At 71.9% G+C, this 25049-nt stretch carries 27 protein-coding genes, 1 pseudogene and 1 riboswitch; of the genes and pseudogenes, 16 read left to right on the plus strand and 12 right to left on the minus strand.

Features of this window, described 5'->3' with window-relative positions; genetic code table 11:
* The 4 genes and pseudogenes from IG54_RS0116265 to IG54_RS0116280 form a co-directional block, all read left to right on the plus strand.
* Positions 1-295 (plus strand): annotated as a pseudogene (locus tag IG54_RS0116265) (hypothetical protein); the annotation flags it as partial.
* A gap of 34 nt (positions 296-329) precedes the next feature.
* Entirely contained in the window at positions 330-794 is a 465-nt protein-coding gene (locus IG54_RS0116270) for a DUF5304 domain-containing protein (RefSeq protein WP_030783710.1), read from the plus strand.
* 51 nt (positions 795-845) lie between these two features.
* On the plus strand, positions 846-1799 hold the full coding sequence (locus tag IG54_RS0116275; RefSeq protein ID WP_030783713.1) for an ROK family glucokinase: 954 nt from the start codon (positions 846-848) through the stop codon (positions 1797-1799).
* Between the two features lie 122 nt (positions 1800-1921).
* A complete protein-coding gene (locus IG54_RS0116280; RefSeq protein ID WP_030783716.1) occupies positions 1922-2686 on the plus strand; it encodes an endonuclease/exonuclease/phosphatase family protein in 765 nt (254 codons plus the stop codon).
* 28 nt (positions 2687-2714) lie between these two features.
* Here the strand turns inward: IG54_RS0116280 and IG54_RS0116285 are convergent, their stop codons facing one another.
* Together IG54_RS0116285 and IG54_RS0116290 are read right to left on the minus strand one after the other, a co-directional pair.
* Positions 2715-3410 (minus strand): hypothetical protein, encoded by a 696-nt coding sequence (locus IG54_RS0116285; protein WP_030783719.1) that lies wholly within the window; start codon positions 3408-3410, stop codon positions 2715-2717.
* Positions 3403-4182, minus strand: coding sequence for an alpha/beta hydrolase (locus IG54_RS0116290; RefSeq protein WP_030783722.1), 780 nt, complete (start codon positions 4180-4182; stop codon positions 3403-3405). Before IG54_RS0116290 ends, IG54_RS0116285 begins: the two co-directional genes overlap by 8 nt.
* A gap of 195 nt (positions 4183-4377) precedes the next feature.
* Here IG54_RS0116290 and IG54_RS0116295 point away from each other — a divergent pair, with 195 nt between their 5' ends.
* The 5 genes from IG54_RS0116295 (at position 4378) to IG54_RS0116315 (ending at position 9545) form a co-directional block, all read left to right on the plus strand.
* The gene (locus IG54_RS0116295; RefSeq protein WP_078594176.1) at positions 4378-5163 is read left to right on the plus strand and encodes a lysophospholipid acyltransferase family protein; all 786 of its coding nucleotides are present in this window, start codon (positions 4378-4380) and stop codon (positions 5161-5163) included.
* Between the two features lie 40 nt (positions 5164-5203).
* Positions 5204-6451, plus strand: coding sequence for a MacS family sensor histidine kinase (macS, locus tag IG54_RS0116300; RefSeq protein WP_030783728.1), 1248 nt, complete (start codon positions 5204-5206; stop codon positions 6449-6451).
* A gap of 83 nt (positions 6452-6534) precedes the next feature.
* Entirely contained in the window at positions 6535-7206 is a 672-nt protein-coding gene (locus tag IG54_RS0116305) for a response regulator (RefSeq protein WP_030783731.1), read from the plus strand.
* 134 nt (positions 7207-7340) lie between these two features.
* Complete coding sequence (locus tag IG54_RS0116310) at positions 7341-8378, plus strand: 6-phosphofructokinase (protein WP_030783735.1); 1038 nt, start codon at positions 7341-7343, stop codon at positions 8376-8378.
* A 162-nt stretch (positions 8379-8540) separates the two neighbouring features.
* Positions 8541-9545 carry a 2-hydroxyacid dehydrogenase gene (locus IG54_RS0116315; RefSeq protein WP_030783738.1) on the plus strand — a complete coding sequence of 335 codons (1005 nt, stop codon included), beginning with the start codon at positions 8541-8543 and terminating at the stop codon, positions 9543-9545.
* Here IG54_RS0116315 and IG54_RS0116320 read toward each other — a convergent pair.
* The 3 genes from IG54_RS0116320 to IG54_RS0116325 all read right to left on the minus strand — a co-directional run bounded on the left by IG54_RS0116320 (position 9488) and on the right by IG54_RS0116325 (position 12180).
* Positions 9488-11410, minus strand: a complete 1923-nt coding sequence (locus IG54_RS0116320; RefSeq protein ID WP_030783741.1) for an anthranilate synthase family protein — start codon at positions 11408-11410, stop codon at positions 9488-9490. The two genes, IG54_RS0116315 and IG54_RS0116320, sit on opposite strands and share 58 nt — an antisense overlap.
* 106 nt (positions 11411-11516) lie before the next feature.
* On the minus strand, positions 11517-11576 hold the full coding sequence (locus tag IG54_RS43780; RefSeq protein ID WP_106977022.1) for a trp operon leader peptide: 60 nt from the start codon (positions 11574-11576) through the stop codon (positions 11517-11519).
* 10 nt (positions 11577-11586) lie between these two features.
* A complete protein-coding gene (locus tag IG54_RS0116325; RefSeq protein ID WP_030783744.1) occupies positions 11587-12180 on the minus strand; it encodes a TetR/AcrR family transcriptional regulator in 594 nt (197 codons plus the stop codon).
* 45 nt (positions 12181-12225) lie between these two features.
* Between IG54_RS0116325 and IG54_RS0116330 the strand changes: the two genes are divergently transcribed.
* From IG54_RS0116330 to IG54_RS0116340, 3 genes are all read left to right on the plus strand, one after another.
* Positions 12226-13164 (plus strand): DUF2867 domain-containing protein, encoded by a 939-nt coding sequence (locus tag IG54_RS0116330; protein ID WP_030783747.1) that lies wholly within the window; start codon positions 12226-12228, stop codon positions 13162-13164.
* Positions 13165-13199: 35 nt separating this feature from the next.
* Positions 13200-14552: a class II 3-deoxy-7-phosphoheptulonate synthase gene (locus IG54_RS0116335; RefSeq protein ID WP_030783750.1), complete on the plus strand. Its 1353-nt coding sequence runs from the start codon at positions 13200-13202 to the stop codon at positions 14550-14552.
* Between the two features lie 167 nt (positions 14553-14719).
* Positions 14720-14965: a (2Fe-2S)-binding protein gene (locus tag IG54_RS0116340; protein ID WP_030783753.1), complete on the plus strand. Its 246-nt coding sequence runs from the start codon at positions 14720-14722 to the stop codon at positions 14963-14965.
* Positions 14966-14977: 12 nt separating this feature from the next.
* Here the strand turns inward: IG54_RS0116340 and bfr are convergent, their stop codons facing one another.
* Positions 14978-15457 carry a bacterioferritin gene (gene bfr / locus IG54_RS0116345; protein WP_030783756.1) on the minus strand — a complete coding sequence of 160 codons (480 nt, stop codon included), beginning with the start codon at positions 15455-15457 and terminating at the stop codon, positions 14978-14980.
* A gap of 165 nt (positions 15458-15622) precedes the next feature.
* Between bfr and IG54_RS0116350 the strand changes: the two genes are divergently transcribed.
* Positions 15623-16255, plus strand: coding sequence for a sulfite oxidase-like oxidoreductase (locus tag IG54_RS0116350; RefSeq protein WP_030783759.1), 633 nt, complete (start codon positions 15623-15625; stop codon positions 16253-16255).
* A gap of 56 nt (positions 16256-16311) precedes the next feature.
* Here the strand turns inward: IG54_RS0116350 and IG54_RS0116355 are convergent, their stop codons facing one another.
* The 6 genes from IG54_RS0116355 to thiO form a co-directional block, all read right to left on the minus strand.
* Complete coding sequence (locus IG54_RS0116355; RefSeq protein WP_030783762.1) at positions 16312-16908, minus strand: DUF4396 domain-containing protein; 597 nt, start codon at positions 16906-16908, stop codon at positions 16312-16314.
* A gap of 81 nt (positions 16909-16989) precedes the next feature.
* Positions 16990-17865 carry a deoxyribonuclease IV gene (locus IG54_RS0116360; RefSeq protein ID WP_030783765.1) on the minus strand — a complete coding sequence of 292 codons (876 nt, stop codon included), beginning with the start codon at positions 17863-17865 and terminating at the stop codon, positions 16990-16992.
* A 196-nt stretch (positions 17866-18061) separates the two neighbouring features.
* Entirely contained in the window at positions 18062-20020 is a 1959-nt protein-coding gene (gene pknB, locus IG54_RS0116365) for a Stk1 family PASTA domain-containing Ser/Thr kinase (protein WP_030783780.1), read from the minus strand.
* 119 nt (positions 20021-20139) lie between these two features.
* Positions 20140-20934 (minus strand): thiazole synthase, encoded by a 795-nt coding sequence (locus tag IG54_RS0116370; RefSeq protein ID WP_030783783.1) that lies wholly within the window; start codon positions 20932-20934, stop codon positions 20140-20142.
* 7 nt (positions 20935-20941) lie between these two features.
* Positions 20942-21166 carry a sulfur carrier protein ThiS gene (gene thiS / locus IG54_RS0116375; protein WP_030783786.1) on the minus strand — a complete coding sequence of 75 codons (225 nt, stop codon included), beginning with the start codon at positions 21164-21166 and terminating at the stop codon, positions 20942-20944.
* Entirely contained in the window at positions 21163-22398 is a 1236-nt protein-coding gene (gene thiO / locus IG54_RS0116380; protein WP_030783789.1) for a glycine oxidase ThiO, read from the minus strand. The genes thiS and thiO overlap by 4 nt, the downstream gene beginning before the upstream one ends.
* A riboswitch (TPP riboswitch) is annotated at positions 22396-22508 on the minus strand. (Overlaps the previous gene by 3 nt.)
* Before the next feature lie 53 nt (positions 22509-22561).
* On the opposite strand from thiO, the gene IG54_RS0116385 reads away from it, so the two are divergent.
* The 3 genes from IG54_RS0116385 to thiE all read left to right on the plus strand — a co-directional run bounded on the left by IG54_RS0116385 (position 22562) and on the right by thiE (position 24990).
* Positions 22562-23812, plus strand: a complete 1251-nt coding sequence (locus IG54_RS0116385; protein ID WP_030783792.1) for an FAD-dependent oxidoreductase — start codon at positions 22562-22564, stop codon at positions 23810-23812.
* A 55-nt stretch (positions 23813-23867) separates the two neighbouring features.
* Entirely contained in the window at positions 23868-24233 is a 366-nt protein-coding gene (locus tag IG54_RS0116390; RefSeq protein WP_030783794.1) for an Rv2175c family DNA-binding protein, read from the plus strand.
* A 94-nt stretch (positions 24234-24327) separates the two neighbouring features.
* The gene (thiE, locus tag IG54_RS0116395; protein ID WP_030783796.1) at positions 24328-24990 is read left to right on the plus strand and encodes a thiamine phosphate synthase; all 663 of its coding nucleotides are present in this window, start codon (positions 24328-24330) and stop codon (positions 24988-24990) included.
* The last annotated feature ends 59 nt before the right edge of the window (positions 24991-25049 follow it).

The following is a 25049-nucleotide window of genomic DNA, read 5'->3' on the forward strand; positions in this document are numbered from 1 at the left end:
CCCCGCCGCCGCCCCCGCCGCCCCCCAACCCATCGAGTGGCCCGTCACCCGAGCGCCCGCCGACGAGGACGGACACGCGTACGTCTGGCACATCCCGCTCCCCGGCGCCGTACGCGAGCAGCTCGGCCTGATCCGGCGCGGTGACGAACTCGTCGTCACCGCCGGGGCCCACCGCCGCATCGTCACCCTGCCGTCCGCGCTGCGCCGCTGCACGGTCGCCGGGGCCGGGCTGCGCGACGGCGAGCTGAGAGTGCGGTTCGCGCCGGACCCGGACCTGTGGCCGCAAGGACGGTGAACGGGGTACCCCCATTCGGGTAACGTCGAGTGGTATGAGCGATGCCACCGGGCGCGAAGCCCCCGAAGCCGACGCCGACGCCTGGGGGCAGGCGTGCGCCGAGGACCTCGCGGCGGAACAGGCCCGCCGCCGTGCCGAGTACGGGCCGCAGCCCGGCACGGCCGCCGAGGAGCTGCGCAAGCTCGTCGACGCCGTCTCGGAGAAGCTCTCCGGGCTCCAGACACCGCTGCTCGGCGCGGTCGGCCAGGGCGTCGTCGAGCAGACCGTGAAGCAGGTCGTCCAGCAGGCGAAGGCCGCGGTCGAGCCGGTCATCGAGCGCAACCCCGACGTCTTCGACCACCTCGCCGCCGCCGGTTCCGAGCTGCTCGCCGCCTACCGCTCGGCGGCCCGCGGCCAGGAGGGCCGCTGGACCCGCGGCGCCACCCCGGGCACCCCCGCACCCGGCCCTGACCGCAAGGACGACGGCCCCGCTCCCGGGGAACACATAGACCTCGACTGACCCCCCTCGGGTACGGTGGCCCTAGCGGGGTTGGATCGAACTGAGGGATTCATGGGACTCACCATCGGTGTCGACATCGGCGGCACCAAGATCGCGGCCGGAGTGGTGGACGAGGACGGCAACATCCTCTCGACCTTCAAGGTGCCGACCCCCGGAACGTCCGAGGCCATCGTCGACGCGATCGCCTCCGCCGTGGAAGGCGCGCGGGCCGGACACGAGATCGTCGGCGTGGGCATCGGCGCCGCCGGTTACGTCAACCGCCAGCGCTCCACGGTCTACTTCGCGCCGAACATCGACTGGCGGCAGGAGCCGCTCAAGGACGAGGTCGAAAGGCGCGTCGGTCTGCCGGTCGTCGTGGAGAACGACGCCAACGCGGCCGCCTGGGGCGAGTACAGGTTCGGCGGCGGCAAGGGCCACCGCAACGTCATCTGCATCACGCTCGGCACCGGCCTCGGCGGCGGCATCATCATCGGCAACAAGCTGCGCCGCGGCCACTTCGGCGTGGCCGCCGAGTTCGGCCACATCCGGATGGTCCCGGACGGGCTGCTCTGCGGCTGCGGCAGCCAGGGCTGCTGGGAGCAGTACGCCTCCGGGCGCGCCCTCGTGCGCTACGCCCGCCAGCGGGCCAACGCGACACCCGAGAACGCGGAGTACCTCCTCTCGCTGGGTGACGGCACCCCCGACGGCATCGAGGGCAAGCACATCTCGATGGCCGCGCGGCAGGGCGACGCCGTCGCCATCGACTCCTACCGCGAACTGGCCCGCTGGGCGGGTGCCGGCCTCGCCGACCTGGCGTCGCTCTTCGACCCGTCGGCGTTCATCGTCGGCGGCGGCCTCTCGGACGAGGGCGAGCTGGTCCTCGACCCGATCCGCAAGTCCTTCAAGCGCTGGCTCGTCGGCGCCGCCTGGCGCCCCGAGGCCCAGGTCATCGCCGCCCAGCTGGGCAACAAGGCGGGTCTGGTCGGCGCGGCGGACCTGGCGCGGGAGCCCGACCCGGTCATGTGACCCCGCGACAAAGTGCCGTCGACGGTGCCACGGGCGCCGTCGATCGCGCCGCGCGCACGTCCTCAAACGCCGGACGGGCTGGATGACCTCCGCCCGTTCGGCGTTCGCGTATCTTGATCGGCATGTCGACGAGCCCGGCCCGTACGCTGCCCAACTCCCACACCGAAGAGGACGGTTCGGCCGTCGTGCGGGTGCTCAGCTACAACATCCGTTCGATGCGGGACGACACCGACGCGCTCGCCCGGGTCATCGCCGCCTGCGCCCCCGACCTCGTCCTGATCCAGGAGGCGCCGCGGTTCTTCCGCTGGCGCAAGAAGCTGGCCCGTCTCGCGCGCGCGGCCGACCTGGTGATCCTCTCCGGGGGCGGCACCGCGTCCGGACCCGCGCTGCTCTGCTCGCTCCGGGCGACCGTGGAGCGCACCGAGGACGTGCTGCTGCCCCTCACCCCGGGGCTGCACCGGCGCGGCTTCGCGACGGCGGTCGTCCGTTTCGGGGGCGCTCGGCTCGGCGTCCTGAGCTGTCACCTGAGCTTGCAGACCGACGAGCGGTACGCGCAGGGCGGGATGCTGCTGGAGCGGCTCGCCGGGCTCGGCGTGGAGCACGCGGTCGCGGGCGGCGACCTCAATGAGCGTCCTGACGGCCGTACGTTCCGAAGGCTGTCCTCCGCGCTTCAGGACTGCTGGGTGGCGCGGCCGTGGGGCGGCGAGCACACCTCGACGCCCGGAGATCCGCACCAGCGCATCGACGCGCTCTTCGCCACGCCGGGCGTCGAAGTGCTCGGCTGCGGTGTGCCGTTGGGGCTGCCCGGGGTGACGGAGGAGGACTTGAGGGCGGCCACGGACCATCTGCCGGTCCTGGCCGCCCTCAAGGTTCCCGCCGCGCGGTGAGGCGCGTGCTGTGATGCTGTGGTGAGGCTCAGACGACGGCGCCGCGTCCCGGGTCGTCGTCCTCGTCCTCGTCGCCGCTGTTCATCCGCATGACGAGCGTGGCGAAGCCGCCCAGGAAGCCGCCGAGGCCGAGCGTGGTCAGCCACCATGTCATCTGCCAGCCGAACAGCACCGCGAGCAGGATGAGGAGCGGGCCGCCGAGCACCGCGAGCCAGGCGAACTTGGCCGTCACGTCCGCCTCGGGCAGCCCCGGCGGGTCCGGAGGCACGAAGTGCCCCTCGTCGTCCGCGTCGAAGTCGTCCTCGGAGGGCTCCGGGGCGGTGTAGTCGCGCGGTCCGCCGACGCCGGGCGCGAAGGAGACGGAGCTGCCGAGCGGCTTGTCGGCGCCCGCGTCGGACTTGGCGTCGGGGTCCCGGTCGGTCGTGTCCTTGCCGGGGCCGTCCTTGCCGGATCCGCCCCTGGCAGGGCCGCCCGCCGGGCCGTTGCTCTCGGGCTCCAGAAGCGCCAGGTCCTCGACCGACTTGAAGGGCTTCGCGCCCGGCGGATCCGCGGGCTCCTCGCCGTACCCCGCGACGATCGCCTGCCAAGCGGCGTCCTCGTCCAGCGGCAGCCCGTCGTCGCCGGGCGCCTTGTTCTTCCCGGCGTTCTTCCCGGCGCTCTTCTCGGGCTCCAGGTCCTTCTCGGGCTCGCGGCTCTCGTCGCGGTCCGCCTCGTGCTCAGCCACCGGTGGCCGTCCCTTCCTTACCGACGCTGGGGGCGAGCCGGCCGATGAACGCGTAGCTCTCCTCGAAAATCCGGTCCGCGTCGTGGTCCAACGTCGCCACGTGGTAGCTCTGTTCCAGCAGGATCTCCGTGACGTCCCTGGACGAGACGCGGCTGAGGACGCGCGCCGAGTCGGCGGGCGGCACCACGTGGTCGCGCGGGCTGTGGAGCAGCAGCAACGGCTGGGTCACCTGCGGCAGTTCCCCGTCGACCATGCGGAAGAAGACGCGCATGGAGTGCGCGGCGTGCAGGGGCACCCGGTCGTAGCCGATCTCCACCGAGCCGGGCTTGGCGATGTCGCTGGCGATGCCCTTCGTCGTCCGTACGAAGTGCCGGGCGACCGGCAGCGCGTAGGGGGACAGGCCGTGCAGCTTGTTCGCCGGGTTGACCAGGACGATGCCGCTGATGGCGTCGCCGTGCTTCGCCGCGAGGCGCAGCGTGAGCGTGCCGCCCATCGAGAGGCCGAAGACGAAGACCCGCGTGCACCGCTCCAGGAGGCCGCGCAGCTCGCGCTCCACCTCCGCGTACCAGTCCTGCCAGCCGGTGGCCTGCATGTCCTCCCAGCGGGTGCCGTGCCCGGGAAGGAGCGGCAGCGAGACGGTCAGGCCGCGCTCCGCCAGATACTCGGCCCATGGGCGCAGCGACTGCGGGGATCCGGTGAAGCCGTGGCAGAGCAGGACGCCGACCTCGCCGCCTTCGTGGCGGAACGGCTCGGCTCCGGGGAGGACCGGCACCTTCGGTCTCCTTCGTGAGAGGTGGCAACGGGGCTGATGGGCAAGGGGATGTGAAAAAGGGGGTGACAGCTTGCGAGGAGTGGAGAGGAGTACTTCACCGTACGCGACCGGACTGACACCGACCAGGGTCGTCGGGCCCATTGGCCGTACCCCGGGTTAAGGTCTGATCCACAGAAACAGGAGGCACTCGGTTTGATCTACGGCGCAATGAAGGTTGCCATCGGAGGGCCGCTGAAGCTCGGCTTCAGGCCCTGGGTGGAGGGCCTTGAGAACGTCCCCGCCGAGGGCCCCGCGATTTTGGCGAGCAACCACCTCTCGTTCTCGGACTCCTTCTTCCTGCCCGCGGTCCTCGACCGCAAGGTGACCTTCATCGCCAAGGCGGAGTACTTCACCTCGCCCGGTGTGAAGGGCAAGCTCACCGCCGCCTTCTTCAAGGGCGTCGGCCAGCTTCCCGTGGACCGCTCCGGAGGGCGCGGCGCGGGCGAGGCGGCCATCAAGAGCGGCATCGAGGTCCTGGAGCGCGGCGAGCTGTTCGGCATCTACCCCGAGGGCACGCGCTCGCCCGACGGACGCCTCTACCGCGGTAAACCGGGCGGCCTCGCGCGCGTGGCGCTCGCCACCGGAGCGCCGGTGCTCCCCGTGGCCATGATCGACACGGAGAAGATCCAGCCGCCCGGCAAGGTGATGCCGAAGCTGATGCGCCCCGGCATCCGCATCGGCAAGCCGCTCGACTTCCGCCGCTACCAGGGCATGGAGCAGGACCGCTTCGTGCTGCGGGCGCTGACCGACGAGGTCATGTACGAGATCATGAAGCTCTCCGGCCAGGAGTACGTCGACATGTACGCGACGGCCGCGAAGCGCCAGATCACCGAGGCCGCGAAGGCAGCCAAGGCGCTCGAGAAGGCGGCCGAGAGGGCGGCCGAGAGGGCGGCGGAGAAGCCGGGGGACAAGGCGGGGGACAAGGAACGGACCGGCTCCTAGCCGCGTCCGTTCAGGGGCGGGAAGGCGGGCGGTGGGGGACATGGCCAAGCGCGAGAGAGTCATGCGGATGTTGGTCGAGCAGCCGCTCTGGCGCGCGCTCGTCGGCTACCGCGTCCTGACGATGCTGTACGCGATCGGGCTCTTCGCGGCGGCGCACGAGAAGCTCGACCACCCCTGGGTGGCCATCGCCTACTTCGTCGTGCTCGCCGGCTGGACGATCGGCACGCTGCCCCGCGTGGCGAACGCCGCGAGCTGCACCAGGCGGTTCCTCGTCAGCGATCTGACCGTGGCCATCGCCGGCATCCTGCTCACGCCGCTGGCCTACTCGCACCAGCGGATCCTCGACGGCGGCCCGACGCTGCCCTCCATATGGACCGCCGGGGCCGTCCTCGCCTACGCCATCAAGGGCGGCTGGCGCTGGGCGGCCTTCGCGTCCCTGCTGGTGGGCGTCGCCAACGTGGTGCAGCGCGGCGCGTTCAGCCGCGACACCGTCCACAACGTCCTGCTCGTCTGCATCGCCTCCATCGCCATCGGATACGTCGTCGAGGTGGCCCGCGCCTCCGAGCGCACCCTCGCCCGCGCCCTGGAGATCGAGGCCGCGACGCGCGAACGCGAACGCCTCGCCCGCGACATCCACGACAGCGTCCTCCAGGTCCTCGCCATGGTGCAGCGGCGCGGTACCGCCATCGGCGGCGAGGCGGCGGAGCTGGGCCGGCTCGCGGGCGAGCAGGAGGTGGCGCTGCGCACCCTGGTCGCCGGGGGCCTGGTGCCCGCCTCGCACGTCTCGGAGGACGCCTCGCAGGGCGCGCTGGTACGCGCTGTCGAGGAACCGGACGAGGAGTACGACACCGACGGCACGGTGCCCCGCGATCTGCGCCCGCTGCTCGCCCGGCACGCCGGTTCGAAGGTGACGCTCTCCGAGCCGGGGGCCCCGGTGCTCCTCGCGCCGCCCGCAGCGCGGGAGCTGGCGGCCGCTGTCAGTGCCGCGCTGGACAATGTCCGCAGACATGCCGGAGCCGAGGCGCACGCCTGGATCCTGGTCGAGGACGAGCCGGACGGGGTGATCGTTACGGTCAGGGACGACGGGCCCGGCATCCCGGAGGGCCGCCTCGCCGAGGCCGAGGGGGAGGGGCGCCTCGGCGTCGCCCTGTCGATCAGGGGGCGGCTGCGGGAGATCGGGGGCACGGCCGAGCTGATCTCGGTGCCGGGCCAGGGCACGGAAGTGGAACTGAAAGTCCCGCGCGAAGCGGCGCGGGAAACACGGGGGAAGGCAGGAAAGACACGATGAGCGAGCAGAGTCAGCTGGACCGGCAGGCGGATCCGCGGGGACCGGCCACGGACACCGGCGGGGGAGCGGACCCCGTCAAGGTCATGGTCGTCGACGACCACCCGATGTGGCGGGACGCCGTGGCCCGTGACCTCGCCGAGGCCGGCCTCGACGTGGTGGCCACGGCGGGGGACGGCGAGCAGGCCGTCCGCCGCGCGCAGGCCGCCGCCCCCGACGTCCTGGTCCTCGACCTGAACCTCCCGCTGAAGCCCGGCGCCCAGGTCTGCAAGGAAGTCGTCGCCGCCAACCCGGCGCTGCGCGTCCTTGTCCTGTCCGCGAGCGGCGAGCACGCCGACGTCCTGGAGGCCGTCAAGTCGGGCGCCACCGGCTATCTCCTGAAGTCGGCGTCCACGGAGGAGCTGATCGACGCGGTGCGCCGCACGGCCGTCGGCGACGCGGTCTTCACGCCGGGCCTCGCGGGCCTGGTCCTCGGCGAGTACCGCCGCCTGGCCACCGAGCCCGCCGCGGGCACCCCGGAGGACCCCAAGGCGCCGCGGCTCACCGACCGCGAGACGGAGGTCCTGCGCCTGGTCGCCAAGGGCCTGAGCTACAAGCAGATCGCCGAGCGCCTGGTCATCTCCCACCGCACCGTGCAGAACCACGTCCAGAACACCCTGGGCAAGCTCCAGTTGCACAACAGGGTGGAGCTGGTGCGGTACGCGATAGAGCGAGGCATCGACAAGGGCGACAAGGCAGACAAGGCCGACCACGCGTGACCCCTCGTAAGAGTGAACGCCTGTGATCAACTCCCCAGCGTGGCACAGGAATTGACCGTTCGCCCCGTCCCGGGGTGACCTGGATCACCATTAGCGTGACTCGCGTCAGGTCACTGAGGCGAAGGGACTCCTCCATGGGGGCCAAGAAAATCGGCGCACTGACCGGAGGCGGCGACTGCCCCGGGCTCAACGCCGTCATCCGGGGCATCGTCCGCAAGGGCGTACAGGAGTACGACTACGGCTTCGTCGGCTTCCGGGACGGCTGGCGCGGTCCGCTGGAGGGCGACACCGTCCCGCTCGACATCCCCGCGGTCCGCGGCATCCTGCCGCGCGGCGGCACCATCCTCGGCTCCTCGCGCACCAACCCGTTCAAGGCGGAGAACGGCGTGCGCCGCATCAAGGAGAACCTCGCCAAGTACGAGGTCGACTCCCTCATCGCGATCGGCGGGGAGGACACGCTCGGTGTCGCCGCGCGCCTCACCGACGAGTACGGCGTCCCGGTCGTCGGCGTCCCGAAGACCATCGACAACGACCTCTCCGCCACCGACTACACCTTCGGCTTCGACACGGCGGTCGGCATCGCGACCGAGGCGATCGACCGGCTGCACACCACCGCCGAGTCCCACATGCGTGTCCTGGTCGTCGAGGTCATGGGCCGGCACGCGGGCTGGATCGCCCTGCACTCGGGCCTCGCGGGCGGCGCCAACGTCATCCTCATCCCCGAGCAGCGCTTCGACGTCGACCAGGTCTGCGCATGGGTGACCTCGCGCTTCAAGGCGTCGTACGCCCCGATCGTCGTCGTCGCGGAAGGGGCGATGCCCAAGGACGGCGAGATGGTCCTCAAGGACGGTACGCAGGACTCCTTCGGGCACGTCCGCCTCTCCGGGGTCGGCGAGTGGCTCGCCAAGGAGATCGAGGGGCGCACCGGCAAGGAGGCGCGCACCACGGTCCTCGGGCACGTCCAGCGCGGCGGCACCCCGAGCGCCTTCGACCGCTGGCTCGCCACCCGCTTCGGCCTGCACGCGATCGAGGCCGTGCGCGACGGCGACTTCGGCAAGATGGTCGCGCTCAAGGGCACGGACATCGTCCGCGTCCCGATCGCGGAGGCGACGGCGAAGCTGAAAACGGTGGACCCGGCGCTGTATGAGGAGGTAGGCGTGTTCTTCGGCTGAGCAGAGCGCCCCGCGGAGGTGCGCCCCGCGGAGGTGCGCCCCGAAGGGGCGCGGGGAACTGCGCGACCAGCCCACGACGGCCCGCGGACAGAGGCACACGAGGGACGGCCCCCACCCAGCGCTCCGGGTGCCGTCCCCACGGGCGGTACTTAGACTCGCCGCATGGAGATCCTCGCATTCGGCGTGCAGTCGGACGAGCGGCCGCTGATCGAGAAGGCCTTCGAGGGACACCACGACGTCCGCTGCCTCGACGTCTTCCTGAACGAGGACACCGCCCCCATCGCCGCGGGCTACGAGATCATCTCCTCCAGCGTCAACGCGACCCTGGACAATCACGTGCTGCAAACCCTCGCCGCCGGCGGCACGCAGATGATCGCCCAGCGCTCCACCGGGTTCAACAACATCGACCTCCAGGTCGCCGAGCGCCTCGGCCTGACCGTCGCCCGCGTCTCGTACTACTCGCCGTACTCCGTGGCCGAGTTCGCCTGGACCCTCGCGATGGCCGTCAACCGCCGCATCGTCCGCGCGAGCAACCGGACCCGCGACTTCGACTTCCGCCTCGACGGCCTGATGGGCCGCGATCTGCGCGGCCGCACCGTCGGCGTGCTCGGCACCGGCAAGATCGGCGAGGCGTTCACCCGGATCGCGCACGGCTTCGGCATGGAGCTGCTCGGCTGGGACGCCGTGCGCAACCCCGCCTGCGTCGAGCTGGGCATGACGTACGTGGAGAAGGAGCAGCTCTTCGCCGAGGCCGACCTGATCAGCCTGCACCTGCCGCTGCTCCCCTCGACCCAGCACATCGTCGGCGCCGCCGCGCTGCGGACGATGAAGGACGACGCGATCCTGGTGAACTCCAGCCGCGGCGGGCTGATCGACACCGAGGCCCTGGTGGCGGAGCTGCGCGCCGGGCGCTTCACGGGCGTCGGCCTGGACGTGTACGAGGCCGAGGCGGGCCTGTTCTTCCTCGACAAGTCCCTGGAGGTCGTCGAGGACGACACCCTGGCCCGCCTGGTGACGTTCCCGAACGTGGTGGTCACCTCCCACCAGGCCTACTACACCGCGGACGCGGTCGGCCAGATCATCGACACCACCCTGCGCAACGTCCTGGACTACACACAGGGCCGCCGCTCCGAGAACGTCCTCGTCCCCGCCGCGGCCAGGAGCTGACCGAGCAGTTCCCGCACGATCGCGGTCCCGCGCAACGTCAGCACCGACTCCGGATGGAACTGCACGCCCGCGAAGGAGGGCCCGCGCACCGCGTGGACCTCCCCGTTCGTCCGGTCCCTGCTGACCTCCACGGCGTGCGCGGCCAGCTCCGCCGCCGCCTCGTCGTCGCAGCGCGCCACGAAGCTGTTGTAGAACCCGACCGTCTCGGCCCGCCCGAACAGGTCGACGTCCGTCTGCGCGCCCTGGTAGGGCACGTCCTTCCGTACGATCTCCAGGCCCAGCTCGGCCGCGATCAGCTCGTGTCCGAGGCAGACGCCGAGCACGCCGTACTCGTGGCCCCGGAGCACCTCCGCCGTCAGGGAGCGCAGGAACCGCATCTTCGGGTCGGTGAGGTCGGACGGGTCGCCGGGGCCCGGGCCGAGCACGACGGGCCCCTGGTGCGCGCGCACCGCCTCCCGCAGCCCCGCCTCGTCGTACCGCCGCACCGACACCGCGAGGCCCAGGGAGCGCAGGACGTGCGCGAGCATCGCCGTGAACGTGTCCTCGCCGTCCACGACGAGCGCGTGCCCGGCCCGCTCGCGGGCCGGCTCCTGCATCCGCAGCCAGAACGGCGCGAGGCGGTCCCGCCGCCCGTCCAGTGCCGCACGCACGCGTGGATCATCGGCGAGGGCGGGCCGCGCGCCCTCCTCGCGCGGGCGCCCGGGGCGCACCCCCAGCGCGGCGAGCACCCCCGCCGCCTTCGCATGGGTCTCCGCGACCTCGCCCGCCGGGTCCGAGCCCCGCACGAGCGTCGCGCCGACCGGCACCCGCAGCCTCCCCGTTGCGGAGATGTCGGCGGTGCGGATCAGGATGGGGGAGTCCAGGGTCTGCGCGCCGACGCCCCCTTCCCGCCCACCGCTCCCCGCGGACCGGCCGATGAGCGCGAGGGCGCCGGCGTAATAGCCCCGCCCGCCGCTCTCGTACCGCTCGATGACCCGGCAGGCGTTCTGCACCGGCGACCCGGTGACGGTCGCCGCGAACATGGTCTCCTTCAGGACCTCGCGCACGTCGAGCGACGACTTGCCGCGCAATTCGTACTCGGTGTGCGCGAGATGGGCCATCTCCTTCAGGCGCGGCCCGACCACGACACCGCCCATATCGCCGACGGTGCACATCATCTTCAGTTCCTCGTCGACGACCATCGACAACTCCTCGGTCTCCTTGCCGTCGGCGAGGAAGGCGAGCAGTCCCTCGGGGGTCGGCCCGCCGGCCGGGTAGCGGTAGGTGCCGCTGATGGGGTTCATGACGACCGTCCCGCCGGACATCCGCACATGCACCTCGGGGCTCGCCCCCACGAGCGTGCGGTCACCGGTGTGCACGACGTACGTCCAGTACGCGCCCCGCTCGCCCACCAGGAGCCGCCGGAAGAGGGCGAGGGCGTCCGCCCTGCCGAATCCGGGGATCGCACCCTCGTACGTACGGCGGATGACGAAGTTGGCGCCCTCGCCCCGCCCGATCTCCTCGCGCAGGACGCGCCCCACGATGTCCGCGTACGCCGCGTCGTCCACGTCGAAGGCGCCGCCCTCGACCCGCACCTCGTGCGCGGGCAGCGCCGACAGGGCCGTGTCGAGCGGGAGTTCGTACGTCTCCTCGGGGGTGAGGACGGTCAGCGGCGTGCCGTCGTCGCGGACGTCGAAGCCGCGCTCCCTGATCTGCCGGAAGGGCACGAGCGCCAGGCCGTCGGGGATGTCCGCCAGCCGGTCGTAGGTCCCCGTGGGACCGATGAGGACCTCGACGGTGTCGTGGTCGCGGCCGGGTGTGCGGCGGCGCAGCAGGGCGAACGGGCGGTCGTCGGACAGGAGGTCGGTGAGGACGGTGGGCTGCATCGGTTCTGTTCCTTCTCACTCGGAGAGGAACGGCCGCGCCCGGGACTCCGGGAAACAAAAAAGACCGCCCCTCGGGCGGCCTTTCGCGAGTCTTGCGTACGCGCAGTCAGTGGGCCGCCGGATGAGCGGGCCACCACCAGTTACGAGTCGTCGTCTGCGCGTGCATGTCCGGCACCTTAGCGCATCATCAGGAGATCGAGGCTCTCGTCGAGGTACGCGTCGAATTCAGGGGTGGCGGGCAGGACCGAGGGCACCGCGTGACCGAGCTGGGTGTGGCCCAGATAGACGCTGTACGCGAGCAGACCGCGCCTGCGCGCCTCCGCATCGGGGAAGCCGAGCCCCGCGAACAGTTCGGCGACGTACGCCACGCGGCGCTCGGTCACCTTCCGCAGGGCCGCGGCCACCTGGGGGTGCCCGGCGGTCGCGAGCAGCGAGACCTCCAGCGGGCTGGAGGCGGCGGTGGTCACCGCCTCGGCGAAGAGCAGCCTGATCCGCTTGCGGAGGTCGGGCTCGGCCTCCACGTGGCTGATCATCCCCTCGGTGTGGAGCTTCGCCCACCGGTCCAGGGCGGCTTCGATGAGCGCGTCGCGGCCCGTGAAGTGCCAGTAGAAGCTGCCTTTGGTGGTGCCGAGACGCACGGCGAGGGGCTCCACGGCGACGGCCGCGAGGCCGCCCTCGCCGATCGCCGTGAGCGCGGCGTCCGCCCAGTCGTCGGCGGACAGCCGGGGTTTCGCCGGGGTCTTCTTCCGCTGCCGTTGCGCCATGCCCATACGGTACCGTACGGTTGACCATACGCCAGCGTATGGAGGTGCGGCATGGGAGTCGTGCGCAACGAACACGAGCGGGTCGTCGAGGCTTCGGTGGAGGCGGTCGGGGCGCTGCTCGACCGGCTGTCCGCCGAGGACGACCCGATCTTCCCCACCCCGGCCTGGGAGCCGATGACCTTCGACCGCCCCCTCGGCGTCGGCGCGACCGGCGGCCACGGCCCGATCCGGTACGAGGTCACGGCCTACGAACCGGGCCGCCGCGTCCGCTTCGCCTTCACCCCGCCGGGCCCGCCGGACGAGGGCTTCCACGAGCTGACCGTCGAGCGGCTGGACGAGGGGCGCTGCCTGGTGCGGCACGTCCTGGAGGCGCGCTGGAGCGGTATCGACCGGCTCCTGTGGCCGACCGCCGTCCGGCCCGCCCACGACTCGATGATGGAAGAGCTGTTCGACAACATCGAGCGCGCGGTGGCAGGCGGCTGCGCACGTCCCGTCCGCTGGTCGCCCTGGCTGCGGCTGCTCCACCGCCTCTGGTGGAGCAGGCCCCGGACCGTGGAGGTCCCGCCGGAGGCCCGGCTGCTCCGCGCCTCGGTGGAAGGGCCCGGATACCAGGACGCGTACCGCATGGACATGCTCCCCGGCCTGCCCCGGGACCCCCAGGCGTGGACCGGCGTCCTGCGAGACGCCTTCCCCGTCATCGCGCGAGAGGGGGGCGAGCTGCTGATGGACGTGGACACGGCGGGCCTGACCGCCCGCGCCTCGATCCTGGTCGACGAGCGGCACGTCACGCTGTGCACGGCCGTGCGGGCGGACACCTGGCGCTCCCGGCTCTACTGGGGCGCGGTCAGGCCCGTCCACCCCTTCATGGCCCGCATCATGCTCCGCCGCGCGCACCGGGGGCTCGCCCTCGCGGCGCCGAGCGCGGGCGAGCGGGCCGCGCGGCGGGGCCGCTCGTCCGTGTCTGCTCCGTCTCACTTGGTGAGCGGGTGAATGGACGCCGCGCCCGACCCCGTAATGTTGACGAGGTGACCGTGAACGCTAAGACCACCGCTACCGGTGGCAACACCTGGCGAAACCTGCCCGCGGCGCAGCAGCCCGAGTACCCCGATGCCGAGGCTCTGCGCGATGTGATCGCGGACCTCGAGTCGTATCCCCCGCTCGTCTTCGCGGGCGAGTGCGACCAGCTGCGTGCCCGACTGGCCTCTGTCGCCAAGGGAGAGGCGTTCCTGCTCCAGGGCGGCGACTGCGCCGAGGCCTTCGACGCCGTGTCGGCCGACCACATCCGCAACAAGCTGAAGACCCTGCTCCAGATGGGCGCCGTCCTCACGTACGCGGCGTCCGTGCCCGTCGTGAAGGTGGGCCGCATCGCGGGGCAGTACTCCAAGCCGCGCTCCAAGCCGACCGAGACCCGCGACGGCGTGACGCTCCCGACCTACCGGGGCGACTCCGTCAACGGCTTCGACTTCACCGAAGCGGCCCGGATCCCGGACCCCGAGCGCCTGAAGCGGATGTACAACGCCTCCGCCTCCACGCTCAACCTGGTCCGCGCCTTCACCACGGGCGGTTACGCCGACCTGCGCCAGGTGCACGCCTGGAACCAGGACTTCGTGAAGTCGTCCCCCTCCGGCCAGCGGTACGAGCAGCTGGCCCGCGAGATCGACAACGCGCTCAACTTCATGCGGGCCTGCGGCACCGACCCGGAGGAGTTCAAGACCGTCGAGTTCTACGCCTCCCACGAGGCGCTGCTGCTCGACTACGAAGGCGCGCTGACCCGCGTCGACTCCCGCACCGGCCGGCTGTACGACACCTCGGGCCACATGGTCTGGATCGGCGAGCGCACCCGTCAACTGGACGGCGCGCACATCGAGTTCGCCTCCCAGGTGCGCAACCCCATCGGCGTCAAGCTCGGCCCGACCACCACGGCCGAGGAGGCGCTCCAGTACATCGAGCGCCTCGACCCCGACCGCGAGCCCGGCCGGCTGACCTTCATCGTCCGTATGGGCGCCGACAAGGTCCGCGACAAGCTGCCCGAGCTGGTCGAGAAGGTCACCGCGTCCGGCGCGACCGTCGCCTGGATCACCGACCCGATGCACGGCAACACCTACGAGGCGGCCTCCGGTCACAAGACCCGCCGCTTCGACGACGTGCTCGACGAGGTCAAGGGCTTCTTCGAGGTCCACAAGGCCCTCGGCACCCACCCGGGCGGCATCCATGTCGAGCTGACCGGTGACGACGTCACCGAGTGCGTGGGCGGCGGCGACGAGATCTTCGTCGACGACCTCCACCAGCGCTACGAGACGGCCTGCGACCCGCGGCTCAACCGCAGCCAGTCGCTCGACCTGGCGTTCCTGGTGGCGGAGATGTACCGCGACCAGTAGCCCGCAAGGCTGTACGTACGTGTGGGGCGCGGATCCATGTGATCCGCGCCCCACCGGCGTATCGGGGGCTTTTGTGTGCCGGGAGTCGTGGGTAAGGTTAGGTTAGCCTCACCGATCAATCGGGACGGCGCTACCGATGAGTCCTGTCCGTCCGTCCCCTCCGGGAGGTGAGCCGCGTGTACGTCTGCAACTGCTTCGGGGTCACCGAGGCGCAGGTGAAGAAGCACGCGGAGGACGGTGCCTGCACCCCCCGCCAGATAGCCTCGGCCTGCAAGGCGGGCACGGACTGTGGTTCGTGCGTACGCCGCATCCAGGCGCTGCTCGGCCGGGGCGCGTGCCCGCGGCGCGAGCTGGCCGACCAGGGTGAGCCGGTGCTCTCCGGCCTGGACGAGCCGGCCCGGCAGGCCGCCTAGCTCTCGGGCTGCTTAGCCCTCGGGCTGCTCGATGAGCTGCGCGAGGTACAGCGGCTCGCCCAGCTTCTCGACCAGTTCCAGCTGGGTGTCGAGATAGTCGATGTGGTGCTCCTCGTCCGCGAGGATCGACTCGAAGATGTTGGCCGACGTGATGTCGCCCTTGGTCCGCATCACCTCGATGCCGCGCTTGAGGCGGTCGATCGCCTCCACCTCGACCTGCCGGTCCGCCTGGAACATCTCGGTGACCGTCTGGCCCACCCGGACGTGGAAGAGCCGCTGGTAGTTGGGCAGGCCGTCGAGGAAGAGGATCCGGTCGGTCAGCACCTCCGCGTGCTTCATCTCGTCGAACGACTCTGCGCGGGTGTACTTGGCGAGCTTCGTCCAGCCGAAGTTCTCCTGCATCTTGGCGTGCAGGAAGTACTGGTTGATCGCCGTCAGCTCGGCGGTCAGCTGCTCGTTGAGAAATTCGATGACCTCGGGGTCGCCCTGCATCGCAGAGGCTCCTTCCACACGGGTAACTGGGCAGGTAGCGCGCATCTTTGCACCGGCGTTCGGAAGCCGTCCAGTAAGTGCACGCTTAGTAGGAGTTGCCCGAATCCGTATCTGTCAGACTTCGTCTGGTCACGTCCACCGTCCACGGTCTGTCAGGATGGAGTCATGGGTCAGCCGGCGGAACGCGCATCTCGACAGGCAGCGGAGCCGGAGCTTCCGCCGGGTCAGCGGTTGCAGCGCGGCTGGCCGGTCACGCACTACGGCCCGGTGCCGAAGTTCCGCCCCGAGCGCTGGGAGTTCAGGGTCTTCGGGGCCACCGCGGACGGCGAGAAGCACTGCTGGACCCATGAGGAGTTCTCGGCCCTGCCGTACGCCACGGTCGTCGGCGACCTGCACTGCGTCACGAAGTTCAGCATGCTGGGGGCCGAGTGGGGCGGCGTGACGGCCCGTACGATCCTGGACCTCGCGCCGCCCGCCGCCGACGCCACGCACGTCATGGTCTGGGCGGAGTACGGCTTCAGCTCGAATCTGCGGATGGCCGACTTCGCCGCCGAGGGCACGATCTTCGCCACCCACAAGGGCGGTGAACTGCTCACCGCGGAGCACGGTTTCCCGCTGCGGCTCGTGGTGCCCCATCTGTACGCCTGGAAGGGCCCCAAGTGGGTCCGCGGCGTCGAGTACATGACCGCCGACCGCCGCGGCTTCTGGGAGGAGCGCGGCTATCACAACGTCGGCGACCCCTGGCGCGAGCAGCGCTACTCCTACCAGGAAGAGCCCGGGGACGGCCCCGAACTCTAGCTCTCGCTCTGGCTCCAGCCCTGGCTCCACGCGTGTCGGCGCCGCGTCGCCGCTGGTCAGTGGTGGTACTGATGCACCACCGCATGGCCCTTGCCGCGGCCGATCAGCCACTTGTTCACCGGCGTGGTGATCACGAAGGCGGCGGCCAGCGCGAAAGCGAGGAGCCACCAGAACATCGGGTCCGACAGGTGCGCGTCCATGCCGCCGGGCCAGAGCGCGATCACGCCGTTGTCGATCAGCTCCATCACGGTGATGGAGAGGGTGTCGGCGGCGAGCGCGACACGGAACGCCGTCTTGAAGTCGACGCCCGCCTTGAGGATGCCGCGCAGCGTGAGGGCGTATCCGAAGGTGAACGCCAGGGCGATCGCGAGGGCCATCGTCGGTACGTTGCCCCAGCCGAGCGCGGTGCCGATGATCATGCCGAGCACCTCTCCGATGGCGCAGCCGGTGAGGCAGTGCAGGGTGGCCTGGGCGGCCATGCGCCAGCTGACCTTGCCGGGGGCGACGCCGGGGCCGGTGCCGTGGTCGTGACCGTGGTGGCCGTGACCGTGGTGGCCGTGGCCGTGGCTGTGGCCATGGCCGTGGCTCTGGCTGTGACCGTGCTCCTCGCCGTGCCCGTGGTGCGTGTGCTCGGCGTGTGTGTCGTGCTGCATGAGTAGCCCCCAACGTCGGATAGCGGTTCCTGCCGCTCGACAGGAACCGTATACCCCCGGGGGGTACTCTTCAAGTGTTTTCTAGCTGCTCCTGAGCCCCTTCAGCCGCGCCACGTCCGCCGCGTGCCCCTCCTTGCCGCCGGGCGTCTCGATGATCAGCGGCACGCCCTCGGTGGCGGGGTGCAGCATCAGCTCGCGGAAGGGGTCCTCGCCGATATGGCCGGTGCCGATGTTCTCGTGACGGTCCTTGTGGGCGCCGACGACGTCCTTGGAGTCATTGGCGTGCACGAGCTTCAGGCGGCCCTCGCCGACCGTGTCCACGAGGAGATCCAGGGTCTGCTTCATGCCGCTCGGGCCGGTCAGGTCGTGGCCCGCGGCGAAGATGTGGCAGGTGTCCAGGCAGACGCCCAGCTTGGGGTGGGAGTCCAGCGCCTCGAAATAGGGACCGAAGTCCCAGGTGCGGGAGCACAGGGAGGCGCCCTGACCGGCGGTGGACTCCAGGAGCAGATGCGGGTCGTCGTCGTGCGTCAGCTCGTCGAGCAGGGGCAGCACCAGCTCGCGCACCTGCTTGAGGGCGACCTCGCGGTCCCGTCCGCCCGTCGCCGAACCCGTATGTACGACGACTCCGAGCGCCCCGATCTCGCGTCCCCGGCGCAGCGAGTGCCGCAGGGAGTCCACGGACTTCTCGGCGGTGGCCTCGGTGTGCGAGCCGAAGTTGATGAGGTAGGGCGCGTGGACGTACGCCGGAATGCCCTCGGCCGCGCAGGTCGCGCGGAACGCCTCGTCCTGCTTGGGATTGCCGGGCGGGGTCGCCCAGCCGCGCGGGTTGGCGACGAAGACCTGGACGGCCTCCGCGCCGAGATCACGGGCGTAGGACAGACCCACGGAGGCGAGGCCCCCGGCGACGGGGACATGACCGCCGACGGGGTTACGGGAGGCGGCGCCCAGGGACGCCATGAGGGGGGACTTGTTGCTGCTCACACCGTCAAGGGTGGCACGGGCACGGGGGCGGACGGGCACCGGAGCGGGGTGGGATTGGTCATCACGGGCGGGGCCTGCGGAGGTCCGGGGCGGGGCCTGCGGTTCCGGGGCGGGGCCTGGGGGCGGCTCCTGGGGGCGGGGCAGCTACCCCGCCCCCAGGAGCCGCGGGGTCTCAGCGGATCTCGATGGTGATCGTCGACCCCTTGGGGGCCTCGTCGCCCCCGTCCACCGACTGGTCCTTCACCGTGTCCCCGAAGAGGCCGAGCAGACCGCGGTCCTTGTCCACCTCGAAGCCCGCGGCCTCCAGCTCCTTCACGGCGTCGTCGACGTCCATCCCGGTCACGTCCGGGACCTCGACCATCGGCGGGCCCTTGGAGATCGTCAGCTTGACCGTGTCGCCCTCGGCGAGGGGCCTGCCCTCCCCGGGGGACTGCCGGGCGACATCGCCCTTGTCCTCGTCGGAGGGGACGCGCTTCGAGACGATCTCCGCCCTGAGCCCGGCCTCCTCCAGATCGGCGGTGGCGTCCGCCGCGGACTCGCCCACCACGTCAGGGACCTTGACCTCGCGGCCCTTGCTGACGACCAGCGCGACGGCGGAGCCCGCCTTGCGGGTGAACCCGGCCCGCGGGTCCGTGCTGATCACGGAGCCCTTCTTGACGGCGTCGCTGAAGGCCTTGCTGACCATGCCGGGGGCGAGACCGGAGTTCCTCAGCTCCTTCTTCGCCGTGGCCAGCGGGATGTTCTTGACGTCCGGCACCTTCACGGTCTCCGGGCCGCGCGAGACGGTCAGCGTCACCTGGCCGTTCTGCCGGATGCGCGCACCCGCCGCCGGGTCGCTGTCCATGACCGTGCCGCGCTTGTCGGTGTCGCTGTAGGCGCGCTTGACGTCCTTCACCTCGAGCCCGGCGTCCTCAAGGCGCTGCTTCGCCTGCGCCTCGGTCTTCGCGAGCAGCGGCGGGACCTTCGTGAACTGCCCGGAGTTGATGTACCAGACGCCCGCGCCGAGGCCGAGGGCCAGCAGCACCGCGGCGACCACCACCAGCGTGCGGCGGCGCGGGTCGAGGCGGCCGCGCCCGGACCGGGCCCGCGCGGGAGGCGCGGGCGGCGTCGTCGTCAGGACACTGGTGCGGTTCAGCGGGTCCTGGCCGTCCGGCCCGCCCTGAGCACCCTCGGCGGGCAGCGGAAGCTGTACGGAGCGCGCCGCGCGCGGGATGACGCTGGTGCGGTCCTCGGCGTTGTCGTGCCCCGTCGTGCGGGCCTGCGGCGGGACCGCGTCCAGCTGCTCCTCGCTGAGCGCGGCCCGTGCCTCCCTGAGCCGGGAGAGGAGGGCCACCGCGTCGTACGGCCGGACGTCGGGGGTGCGGGCGGTGGCGCAGGCCACCAGCTCGTCCAGCTCGAGGGCGAGCCCGGGGACGGCCGCCGACGGGGGCGGCACGTCTTCGTTGAGGTGTTGGTAGAGCACCTGGGCGGGGGAGTCACCGGAGTGCGGCTTGGCGCCGGTCAGCATTTCGTAGAGCACGACCCCGCACGCGTACACGTCCACGCGGGTGTCCGCCGTGCCGTGCTCGATCTGCTCGGGAGCGAGATAGGAGACGGTCCCGAGGACGGTGCCGGTCGTGTTCGTGACGGTGTCCACCGCGCGGACGAGCCCGAAGTCGGCGACCTTGACCCGGCCGTCGTCCCCTATGAGGACGTTCTCCGGCTTCATGTCGCGGTGCACGAACCCGGCGCGGTGCGCGGCACCGAGCGCGGCGAGGACCGGCTCCAGGATGTCGAGCGCGGCCCGCGGCTGGAGCGCGCCGCGCTCACGCAGGACGTCGCGCAGGGTGCAGCCCGCCACGTACTCCATCGCCAGATAGACGTACGACCCGTCGGTGCCCTGGTCGAAGACGCCGACCACGTTCGGATGGGAGAGGCGGGCGACCGATTTGGCCTCGCGGATGAAGCGGTCCACGAAGGAGGCGTCCGCCGCCAGCGTGGGGTGCATCACCTTGAGCGCGAGCACGCGGTCGAGGCGGGTGTCCACGGCCCGGTAGACCGTGGCCATCCCGCCGACCGCGATGCGCCCCTCGATCCGGTATCGGCTGTCGAGCAGCTGCCCGACGAGGGGGTCCTGAAGGGTCGTGTCCACGCAGGGGAGTCTACGAGCCGGCACCGACAGCCCATCCCGCCCGGGTGAATTCAGGGCTGGACTGAAGCCGAGCTGTAACAGGCCGGCCCCCGCCCGCGCGCGGCCTTGCGCACGGCCCCTCAGAAGGCGGGCCGCTCCGGGTCCAGCCGTGCCAGGCCCTCCGCGGGGGAGGACGCCTGTGCGAAGTGCCGCCGCGGGATCCGCCCGGCCCGGTACGCCAGGCGCCCCGCCTCGACGCCGTGCCGCATGGCCTCCGCCATCAGGACCGGCTCCTGCGCCCGCGTCACGGCCGAGGCGAGCATCACGCCCGCGCACCCCAGCTCCATCGCGAGCGCGGCGTCGGACGCCGTGCCCGCGCCCGCGTCCAGGATCACCGGCACGCGCGCGTGCTCCACGATCAGCTGGAAGTTGTGCGGATTGCGGATGCCGAGTCCGGAGCCGATGGGGGAGCCGAGCGGCATGACCGCCGCGCAGCCCACGTCCTCCAGCTTCCGCGCGAGCACCGGGTCGTCGTTCGTGTACGGAAGGACCGTGAATCCGTCGTCGACCAGGGTCTCGGCGGCGTCCAGCAGCTCGATCGGATCGGGCAGCAGCGTGCGCTCGTCCGCGATCACCTCCAGCTTCACCAGGTCCGTACCGAGCGCCTCGCGCGCGAGACGGGCGGTGAGGACGGCCTCGCCCGCGGTGAAACAGCCCGCCGTGTTCGGCAGGACGCGGATGCCGAGCCGGTCCAGTACGGAGAGCACCGAGCCCCGCACGCCCGGGTCGAGGCGGCGCATCGCGACCGTGGTCAGCTCCGTGCCGGACGCGACCAGGGAACGCTCCAGGACGTCGAGGCTGGGCGCCCCGCCCGTGCCCATGATCAGGCGCGAGGAGAGCGTGAGCCCGCCGAGGACGAAGGGGTCGTCTGCCATGGCCTGATCAGCCTCCTTGGACGGCGGTGAGTACTTCGACGCGGTCACCCGCGGCCAGTTCCGTACCGGACCACTGCGCGCGCGGGACGACGGTTTCGTTGAGGGCGGCGGCCACCCCGGAGGGCGCCGCGGTGAGGGTGGCGACGAGGGCGTCGAGCGTGGTGCCCGGGGCCACCTCTCGTACTTCTCCATTGATGGAGACGGAGAGCGAAGCGGGGAAAGGCGTACTCATGCGGGTTGCTCCGTGAAGGACTGCGCGGGGATGGGGGGCGGCGGGGCGGTGAAGCGCGCGGGCGTGAACGGAAGTGCCTCGGCGGGCAGTTCGCCGGTGGTCAGGCAGTGCGCCATGACGTCGCCCGTCAGGGGCGCCAGCAGGACGCCGTTGCGGTAGTGCCCGGTGGCCAGCTGGAGGCCGGGCAGCCGCGTCGGGCCGAGCAACGGCGCGTTGTCCGGCGAGCCGGGGCGCAGACCCGCGCGGGTCTCGGTCAGCGGCAGTTCCGTGATGCCGGGTACGAGTTCGTGGGCGTCGCGCAGGAGTTCGTAGACGCCGCCCGCGGTGACCGTGGTGTCCCAGCCCAGCTCCTCGCTGGTGGCCCCGACGACGAGTTCGCCGTTCTCGCGGGGCACGAGGTAGACGTGGCTGCCGCGCACGACCGCGCGCACGGTACGGCTCAGGAACGGCGCGTACGGCTTCGGCACCCGCAGCCGCAGCACCTGCCCCTTCACCGGCCGTACGGGCGGCAGGACGTCGTCGGGGACGCCCGCGAGGCGCCCGCTGAGGCTGCCGGCCGCCAGCACCACCTGAGCCGCGTGCAGCTCCGTGCCGTCCGCGAGGACCACGCCCCGGGCCCGGTCCCGTACCACCGACAGCCGCTCGGCCCACGCGCGGTGGAAGACCACGCCCGCCCGCTCGCAGGCCACCAGGAGCGCCGCCGCGAGCCTGCGCGGGTCGATCTGGTGGTCGCCGTCGACCCGGAGTCCGCCGCGCACACCCGGCGCCAGCATCGGCTCCAGACGACGGCACTCGCGGCCGCTCAGCCACTCCGACTCAAGACCGGAGCGGCGCTGGAGGGCGTGCAGTTCGCGCAGGTGGGCGCGGTCGTCGGAGTCGAGCGCGACGGCGAGCGTGCCGCACGCGCGATAGCCGAGGCCGCCCGCGTCACCGGCATCACCGACCTCACGGCCGCTCGCCTCGGCCAGTTCGGCCGCGAAGTCCGGATAGCGCCGCGCGGACGCGAGGTTGAGCCCGAGCAGTGTCTGCTCGCCGTGGTGCAGCTCCGTGACGGCGGCCAGCATGCCCGCCGCGACCTGCGCGGCGCCGCCGCCGGGCTCGGGGTCCACGACGGCGACCGAGAGCCCGCGCTGCGCGGTCCGCCAGGCCGTGACCAGGCCGATGATCCCGCCCCCTACGACGAGGACGTCTTGCGGAGTCTTCGCTTCCACCGGTGGTGTACATGGCTGCATGGGCGTCCAGCCCCTCCCTTCGCCGGCATGACCCGGATCAGGTTCGTACGGTCGGAGGCCGTCCAGCCTCCCTCTCAGCCCGGTGCGTCCGGGCTCCCGCGAGTGCTCTGCACCGGCCACCCTAGCCCGTCGCCCCGGGCGGCAGTAGCCCTACAGTGATCGGGTGAGCGAGCAGCAGAGGCAGAGCGGGCGGCAGGGCGGGCGGGCGGAGCGGCAGGGGGAGCGGCATGTCGTCATCGTCGGCGCCGGGATGGCCGGGGTGCAGACCGCCGTGGCCCTGCGCGAGCAGGGTTTCGCAGGCACGGTCACCCTGATCGGCGCGGAACCCCACCAGCCGTACGACAGACCACCGCTGTCCAAGGCGGTGCTGCTCGGCAAGGCGGAGGGCTCCGCGTTCGACATCGACTTCGAGGCGCTCGGCATCGGCCTGACCCTGGGTCGCGAGGTCACCGGGGTGCGCCCCGCCGACCACGAACTGGACACGGCCGACGGCCCCGTCGCCTACGACGTCCTGGTCCTCGCGACCGGCGCCGAACCGATCCGGCTGCCGGGTACCGAAGGCGTCCCCGGCGTCCATCTCCTGCGCACCCTGGACGATGCCGCGCGGCTGCGGCCGGTCCTCGCCGAGCAGCACGACATCGTGGTCGTGGGGGCGGGCTGGATCGGCGCCGAGTTCGCCACCGCCGCGCGCGAGGCGGGCTGTGCCGTCACCGTGGTCGAGGCCGCGCCTCGGCCGCTGGCCGGGGCGCTCCCCGAAGCCGTCGCCGCCCCCATGGCGAGCTGGTACGCGGACTCCGGAGCCGACTTGCGCACCCACGCGCGCGTGGAGCACGTCGAACCGGGCGCGGTGGTCCTGGCCGACGGGACCCGCCTGCCCGCCGGCGCCGTCGTCGTCGGTATCGGCGCCCGGCCCGCGACGGCCTGGCTGACCGGCTCCGGCATCGAACTCGGAGCCCACCGCGAAGTAGTGGCCGACGACCACCTGCGCGCCTCGGCGCCCGACGTCTACGCGGTCGGCGACTGCGCCTCCTTCCCCTCGGGGAGGTACGGCGAGCGCCTGCTCGTCCACCACTGGGACAACGCCCTCCAGGGCCCGCGCACGGTGGCGGCGAACATCATCGGCGACACCCCCGCGGTGTACGACCCCGTGCCGTACTTCTGGTCGGAGCAGTTCGGCCGCTTCGTGCAGTACGCGGGCCATCACGCGCCGGACGACGAACTGGTGTGGCGGGGCGATCCCACCGGCGTGGCGTGGTCGGCGTGCTGGCTGCGGGAGGGCGCCCTGGTGGCGGTCCTCGCGGTGGGCCGCCCGAGGGACCTGGCCCAGGGCCGCAAACTGATCGAATCGGCCACCCCCCTGGACCCGGCCCTGGCAGCGGACCCCTCGGTCCCGCTCAAGAGGGCGGCACTGTAGAGCGCCCCTGACCGGCGCAGGCGCCCGGACCCCCGGCCGGAGATACCCTGGGACGGTGACCGAGATTGACGCAAAGACAGACGCTCTCGTCCCCGCCTGGCTCCACCTCCCCGACATCGCCGAAATGCTCGATGTCGAGGTCACGCGCGTGCGCCAGCTGGTCAAGGAGGGCCAGCTGATCGCCGTACGCCGTGGTGAGAACCGGACGCTCCAGGTGCCCGCCGCCTTCATCGACGGCGACAAGGTCGTCAAGGGCCTCGTCGGCACCTTGACGCTCCTGAGGGACGACGGCTTCTCCGACGAAGAGATGATCGAGTGGCTCTTCACCCCCGACCCGACCCTGCCCGGCACCCCCGCGCAGGCACTGAGCGAGAATCGCGGCACGGAGGTGAAGCGCCGCGCCCAGGCGCTCGCCGTCTGAGCAGGCGTTCGTCGTCTGACTGAAAACACCGTTCGGGGTGCGGGCCGCGTGAGACGCGGCCCGCACGCCCATCGACACCGGGGGGACCTCTTCCATGGCCGCCGACCAGCCGCGCGCCCAGCTCGCCGACGCCCGCCTCTACCTGTGCGTGGACGCCCGCAAGCGCCAGGGAGACCTCCCCGAATTCCTCGACGCCGTCCTCGCGGGCGGCGTCGACATCGTGCAGCTGCGCGACAAGGGCATGGAGGCCGGCGAGGAGCTGGAACACCTCCAGGTCTTCGCCGACGCCGCCCGGCGCCACGGCAAGCTCTTCGCGGTGAACGACCGCGCGGACATCGCGCACGCCATCGGCGCCGACGTGCTGCACCTCGGCCAGGGCGACCTGCCGGTCCCCGCGGCCCGCGCCATCCTCGGCGGCAGCAGCGACGACGTGCTCATCGGCCGCTCCACGCACGCTGAATCCGAGGCCGCCGCGGCCGCCGCCCAGGAGGGCGTGGACTACTTCTGCACGGGTCCCTGCTGGCCCACGCCCACCAAGCCGGGCCGCCACGCCCCGGGCCTGGACCTGGTGCGTTACACGGCCGGGCTCGGCACGGACCGCCCCTGGTTCGCCATCGGCGGCATCGACGCGGGCAACCTCGACCAGGTGCTCGAAGCGGGCGCGCGGCGCGTGGTCGTCGTGCGGGCGATCACCGAGGCCGACGACCCGGGAGCCGCCGCCGCGGACTTCGCCAAGCGGCTGCGCACGGCCGACTGAGCCGTGTCCGGACCCGCCCGAGCGCCGTCCCCGCCGTGTCCGATCCGTGGACAAGAAAC

Source organism: Streptomyces sp. NRRL S-920, assembly GCF_000717945.1.
In the GTDB taxonomy this organism is placed as follows: Bacteria; Actinomycetota; Actinomycetes; order Streptomycetales; family Streptomycetaceae; genus Streptomyces; species Streptomyces alboniger.

Bases quoted from the DNA above. Each gene is read 5' to 3' on its own strand.
- thiE (WP_030783796.1), top strand. From the start codon at position 24,328: ATGGCCGCCGACCAGCCGCGCGCCCAGCTCGCCGACGCCCGCCTCTAC.
- IG54_RS0116360 (WP_030783765.1), bottom strand. From the start codon at position 17,865: ATGGCGTCCCTGGGCGCCGCCTCCCGTAACCCCGTCGGCGGTCATGTC.
- IG54_RS0116305 (WP_030783731.1), top strand. From the start codon at position 6,535: ATGGTCGTCGACGACCACCCGATGTGGCGGGACGCCGTGGCCCGTGAC.
- IG54_RS0116320 (WP_030783741.1), bottom strand. From the start codon at position 11,410: ATGCAGCCCACCGTCCTCACCGACCTCCTGTCCGACGACCGCCCGTTC.
- IG54_RS0116330 (WP_030783747.1), top strand. From the start codon at position 12,226: ATGGGAGTCGTGCGCAACGAACACGAGCGGGTCGTCGAGGCTTCGGTG.
- macS (WP_030783728.1), top strand. From the start codon at position 5,204: ATGGCCAAGCGCGAGAGAGTCATGCGGATGTTGGTCGAGCAGCCGCTC.
- IG54_RS0116370 (WP_030783783.1), bottom strand. From the start codon at position 20,934: ATGGCAGACGACCCCTTCGTCCTCGGCGGGCTCACGCTCTCCTCGCGC.
- IG54_RS0116350 (WP_030783759.1), top strand. From the start codon at position 15,623: ATGGGTCAGCCGGCGGAACGCGCATCTCGACAGGCAGCGGAGCCGGAG.
- thiS (WP_030783786.1), bottom strand. From the start codon at position 21,166: ATGAGTACGCCTTTCCCCGCTTCGCTCTCCGTCTCCATCAATGGAGAA.
- IG54_RS0116325 (WP_030783744.1), bottom strand. From the start codon at position 12,180: ATGGGCATGGCGCAACGGCAGCGGAAGAAGACCCCGGCGAAACCCCGG.
- IG54_RS0116310 (WP_030783735.1), top strand. From the start codon at position 7,341: ATGGGGGCCAAGAAAATCGGCGCACTGACCGGAGGCGGCGACTGCCCC.
- IG54_RS0116275 (WP_030783713.1), top strand. From the start codon at position 846: ATGGGACTCACCATCGGTGTCGACATCGGCGGCACCAAGATCGCGGCC.
- IG54_RS0116270 (WP_030783710.1), top strand. From the start codon at position 330: ATGAGCGATGCCACCGGGCGCGAAGCCCCCGAAGCCGACGCCGACGCC.
- IG54_RS0116315 (WP_030783738.1), top strand. From the start codon at position 8,541: ATGGAGATCCTCGCATTCGGCGTGCAGTCGGACGAGCGGCCGCTGATC.
- IG54_RS0116280 (WP_030783716.1), top strand. From the start codon at position 1,922: ATGTCGACGAGCCCGGCCCGTACGCTGCCCAACTCCCACACCGAAGAG.
- IG54_RS0116355 (WP_030783762.1), bottom strand. From the start codon at position 16,908: ATGCAGCACGACACACACGCCGAGCACACGCACCACGGGCACGGCGAG.
- thiO (WP_030783789.1), bottom strand. From the start codon at position 22,398: ATGCAGCCATGTACACCACCGGTGGAAGCGAAGACTCCGCAAGACGTC.
- bfr (WP_030783756.1), bottom strand. From the start codon at position 15,457: ATGCAGGGCGACCCCGAGGTCATCGAATTTCTCAACGAGCAGCTGACC.